This window comes from Devosia sp. (assembly GCF_017307565.1).
GTDB lineage: Bacteria > Pseudomonadota > Alphaproteobacteria > Rhizobiales > Devosiaceae > Devosia.
In genome coordinates this window covers 1-4533 of sequence record NZ_JAFKHD010000052.1, presented here as the reverse complement: position 1 = coordinate 4533, position 4533 = coordinate 1, and the positions used below count along the sequence as shown (strand labels likewise).

Genomic DNA, 4533 nt, shown 5'->3' with positions numbered 1-4533 from the left:
GGACATGGGCCTTCGTCGAAGGCCTTGCGCGCTGCAAGGATGGCGCGTTCGGCGTCGGCGCGCGTGCCCTTGGGAATTTCGGAGACCACCAGGTCGGCATAGGCGGGGCTTTCGCGCGCGATGGTTTCCCCGCTCTCGGAATCGACGGACTTTCCATCGATGAGCATCTGATAGCGCCGCTTCTCCAAGAATCGGGCATCTTCCCGACGGGGTTCGACGAAGGCGGCTCTCTGGTGGGTCACGTGCAACTCCCTTGGGCTCAGGCGATCTTTTCGAGCAGTGCCGGATCGATGGCATGACGCAGCGGCTGCCCGGTAACGAAGCGCTCGATTTCGTCGACCGCCATATCCCCCAGTCGCTCGCGTTCTCCGCCGACGGCCCCGGCGATGTGGGGCGTCAGCAATACGTTCGGCAGGTCATAGAGCGGGGAGGCCGCCGGCAGAACCTCGGGTTCGGTCACATCGATCACGGCATCAATGCGTCCCGCCACCAGCTCAGCGGTGAGGGCGTCCTGATCGACAAGACTTCCGCGCGCCGTATTGATGAAAGTCGCTCCATCTCGAAGCAGAGCCAGGCGCCGTGCGTCGATCATGTGGCGCGTACTCGCGAGGGCCGGTGCATGCAGTGATACCACGTGGCTCTGCGCAAGGAGCTCTTCGAGCGGTACCAGCCGAGCGCCGAGATGTCGGGCCGCGTCGGGGGAGAGATAGGGGTCAGCCAGCAGCACCGAGAAATCGAACGGACGCAGGAGCTCGAGCACCAGTCGTCCGATATGAGAGGCACCAACAATGCCAATGGTCTTGCGGTAGTTGCCGAGGGTGGATTCCATCACCGGATGGCGGTGCAGCGCCTCGCGCGTCTGGCGATAAAGATCGCGCAAGAACAGAACACGTTTGTTGGCAAGCAGTATGGAGGCCAAGGTGAATTCGGCCACCGGTACGGCATTGGCAGCGACGGCATTGGTCACGGTAATGCCAGCCTCGTAGATCGCTGGCGCGATGAAGCTCTTAACGGTGCCGGCGCCATGCGCGACCATGGAGAGCTGTGGCATCGCTCGCAATGCACTGGAATCGAGGCGGGGGCACCCCCACCCCGTCGCGAGAATGCTTACCTCAGCCAAAAGGGCGCGGTTGTCCTCGTCCTCGAAGCCATGGATCGGTTTGACGTCGGGGATGTCACAGAGGCTGTGGAGGCGGGCGAGGGCTGCATCGGAATAGATGCCTCGCGTCAGCGACGGGTCGTAGGCAAAGGCCAGTATCGGTTTGCGGCCGCTCCTGTCACGTGCCTCGTACATGCTGCTTCCTCAGTCACATCGGCGCCGCTTGCGCCCATGAACAGCCTATCGCACGAGCTACGCAAGTCCGCAAGTTGATCGCGCAATTTTCTTTCTAGAGTGCAATTTGCGCAATTGTACCCCCTTCGGTGGATGTTACGGCGCTTTCTACCTGGATCGGCCGGGCATTGGGGTGGTTGAGGCGTCGCAACACGAGGGCGATAGCCTCCTGTCCCATGGCCACGCAATCAACCCGCATAGTCGAGAGCTTCGGGGTCATAAGCGAGGCGGCCGGCAGGTCGTCGAAGCCGACTATTGAAACGTCTTGAGGGATGCGGAAATGTGCCGCTTCCAGAGCGTGAACGGCGCGCACTGCCGCCATGTCATGCACGCAGAAAATGCCGGTCCAGTCCGCGTTCCCGGCCTTTCGATCGGCAACTGCGGCAATCAGCTCATCGTCGCCGAAACGAATGTCGACCACTCGCCCCTTGGCGCCCTTGGTGTCCTCGATAGCGGCAAAAAAGCCGCGCTCGCGTTGGGTTGTCGTCCAGCGATGCTGGTCTCGCACATGCAGCAGCGAGCGATGGCCTGCCTCGAGCAAGCGGCGTGTTGCCCAGTAGGCACCATAATAATTGTTCGGTGCGACGCAGTCGAAGCGCATCAGCGGGTCGAAGGCATTGACCAGGATCAGCGGACGGGAAGGGCCAAATTGAGCCATGACCTCATTGGAGGGATCTATGCCCATGACCATGGTTACCGCGACCGGATCGGGCCCGGCGTCACGGTCAAGACGGGCCTGGTCCAATGCCTTGTCGTGGCTGAGGCGGATTTCGAGGTTCAACTCGGCCTCCTGGGCGGCCGTTTTCATCGCGTCGATAAGCACGTTGTAGAAAGTTGCCAGGCCGCCTGTGGCTGCATTGGTGGTGACATACATGCGAACCGTGCGGCTTTCCGGCTCGGTGCTGCCGCGGCTGCGATAGCCCATCTGTTCGGCAAGCTGCAGAATTTGCGTGCGCAATTCCGCGCTGATACCCTTGGAATTGGACAAGGCCCGGGAGACCGTACTGACGGAGACCCCAGCGATCCGCGCCAATTCGACCTGATTTGCTGACCTAGCCATTGATTTGGGACGCTCCTGGGGGACTCTGGCGGACCATAGCTGTGCAGCGTTCTCCAAGCAACCGCAACGCGCAATTTGCGCAAAGAGCAATTTGCGCATTGACACGGAAATTTGCGCATGCTGGTTTATCGCCATCTCGATACCTGACTGGAGCGGGGTTGTGGTCGTTTTGGCCGGCCCCTCAAATGCGGAAACCTGCTGGGTTAGTGCGCCCCGGGGCCGCTCGACGGGTCGAGGCGATACACTTTCGGGAGGAGCCGAATGACCAACTTTCTTAAGCCGGGTGCGCGCTGGGGGCGGCGTGACTTTCTCAAGGTCGCAGCGGCGGGGCTGGCGGCACCAGCCATTGCGGGCCTGCCGGGCATGGCCCGAGCGCAGGAAACCGTCAACCTGACATTCTGGGCGTGGACACCGCGCACCGAGAACCAGGTCGCCCTGTTCATGAAGAAGTACCCCCACATCAAGGTGACGCTGGAGAATATCGGCGGCGAGGACCAAAACACCAAGCTGCGCGCGGCGCTTCGCGCCGGTTCGGGCTTTCCCGATATCGTGCAGGCCGAATTTCAGCGCCTGCCATCATTCCGCGCCATCGATGCCCTGCTCGACCTGACGCCGCACGGGGCCAATGACGTCAAGAACCAGTTCGTTGACTGGGCCTGGGAGTCGGTAAGCGATGCTTCGGGCGGCGTCTATGCCATGCCGTGGGATTCCGGTCCGATGGGCCTGCTTTACCGCGCCGACATTTTTGAAGCGGCGGGCGCTGCCGAGGTTCCGCCGACCTGGGCCGGTTTTGCCGAACTCGCCAAGAAATATGCCGCGGACAATCCCGGAAAGTATCTCACCAATTTCGGCGCCAACAACGGCGGCTGGATGATCGGCGTGCTTTGGCAGGCGGGTAGCAAGCCCTTCTCGCTGAACGGCACCGACGTAACCATTCGCATCAACGACGAGCCGGCGAAGGCCTGGGCCGCCTACTGGCAGGATCTGCTCGATGCCAAGGCCGTCGATCTGACGCCAAACTGGACGCCTGAATGGTTCACCGCTTTTGACAACGGCACGATTGCCAGCTGGATTGCCGCGGCCTGGAGCCCGGTGCAGCTCACCAACGTTGCCAACCAGAGCGTTGGCAAGTGGCGCGCCGGCCAGCTGCCACAGTGGAAAGAAGGCGAGTTCTTTACGTCCAACTGGGGCGGGTCGACCTTCAGCGTCATCAAGCCGACGGCGCATCCGGAAGAAGCCGCCTTGTTCGCCACCTTCATGGCCACCGACGGCGAGGCGACACGTCTCTACAATACCGATCAGTTCCTGTTCCCCGTGCGCAAGGAACTGCTGGCCGACAAGGCATTGATGGGCACCCCCTCCGAATTCTACGGCGGCCAGGCGGTCAACGAAGTCTTTGCCGAAGCGGCCGAGCACGTCATTCCGGGCTACCAGTTCTCGCCCTTCCACGATGTGTTCACCAGCGAGCTGCAGGAGAACATCGGGGCCGCCGTTGCCGGCAATGGCACGCTGGCCGATGCGCTCGATCGTACGCAGGAAGCCATCGTGACCTATGCCAGCGAGCAGGGCTACACCGTTACTACCTGACGTCCTCCCTGGACCTCTGGGCGCGCCGCCTCCCCGCGGCGCTCCCAACCCTTTGCAGTGCAGCGCCCTGCGGAAGCCTCTCGCCGCCCAAGGACGAAATGATGACCGATATTTCCGCCCGCCCGCTTCGGCCGGCACGACGGCGATCCAGCAAATGGGCGCAAAAGCTGGCGCCCTATTTCTTTCTCGCTCCCTTCCTGGCCCTTTTTATTGTCTTCCTGGTGGTGCCGCTCTTTTACGCGCTGCAGCTGTCCTTCTTCCGGGAAACCATGATCGGCGGCGTCCGGTTCGTCGGGCTCGACAATTATGGCAAGGCGCTTAGCGACCGGAAATTCTGGGATGGCGTGTTCCTGCTGATGCGCTATGGGGTCTTCCAGCTCCCGGTCATGCTGGGCGCGGCGCTCTTGCTGGCGCTGATCCTCGATAGCGGCATGCTCTGGGCGCGGGCCTTTTTCAGGCTCGGGCTCTTTCTGCCCTATGCTGTACCGACTGTCATCGCGGCCCTGATCTGGGGCTACCTTTATGGCCCAATGTTCGGCCCAATGACGCAGAT

Annotated in this window: 3 protein-coding genes and 2 pseudogenes; 2 read left to right on the top strand and 3 right to left on the bottom strand. The window is 62.0% G+C overall.

Going from position 1 to position 4533, the window contains the following annotated elements; translation table 11 throughout:
- The 3 genes and pseudogenes from J0I64_RS01045 to J0I64_RS01035 all read right to left on the bottom strand — a co-directional run.
- Positions 1 to 242: pseudogene (locus tag J0I64_RS01045) on the bottom strand (sorbosone dehydrogenase); the annotation flags it as partial.
- 17 nt (positions 243 to 259) lie between these two features.
- Positions 260 to 1294, bottom strand: coding sequence for a hydroxyacid dehydrogenase (locus J0I64_RS01040; RefSeq protein WP_291405558.1), 1035 nt, complete (start codon positions 1292 to 1294; stop codon positions 260 to 262).
- A gap of 94 nt (positions 1295 to 1388) precedes the next feature.
- Positions 1389 to 2528, bottom strand: coding sequence for a LacI family DNA-binding transcriptional regulator (locus tag J0I64_RS01035; protein WP_291405556.1), 1140 nt, complete (start codon positions 2526 to 2528; stop codon positions 1389 to 1391).
- 126 nt (positions 2529 to 2654) lie between these two features.
- Between J0I64_RS01035 and J0I64_RS01030 the strand changes: the two genes are divergently transcribed.
- Both J0I64_RS01030 and J0I64_RS01025 read left to right on the top strand, forming a co-directional pair.
- Complete coding sequence (locus J0I64_RS01030) at positions 2655 to 3980, top strand: sugar ABC transporter substrate-binding protein (protein WP_291405553.1); 1326 nt, start codon at positions 2655 to 2657, stop codon at positions 3978 to 3980.
- Between the two features lie 101 nt (positions 3981 to 4081).
- Positions 4082 to 4533 (top strand): annotated as a pseudogene (locus J0I64_RS01025) (hypothetical protein); the annotation flags it as partial.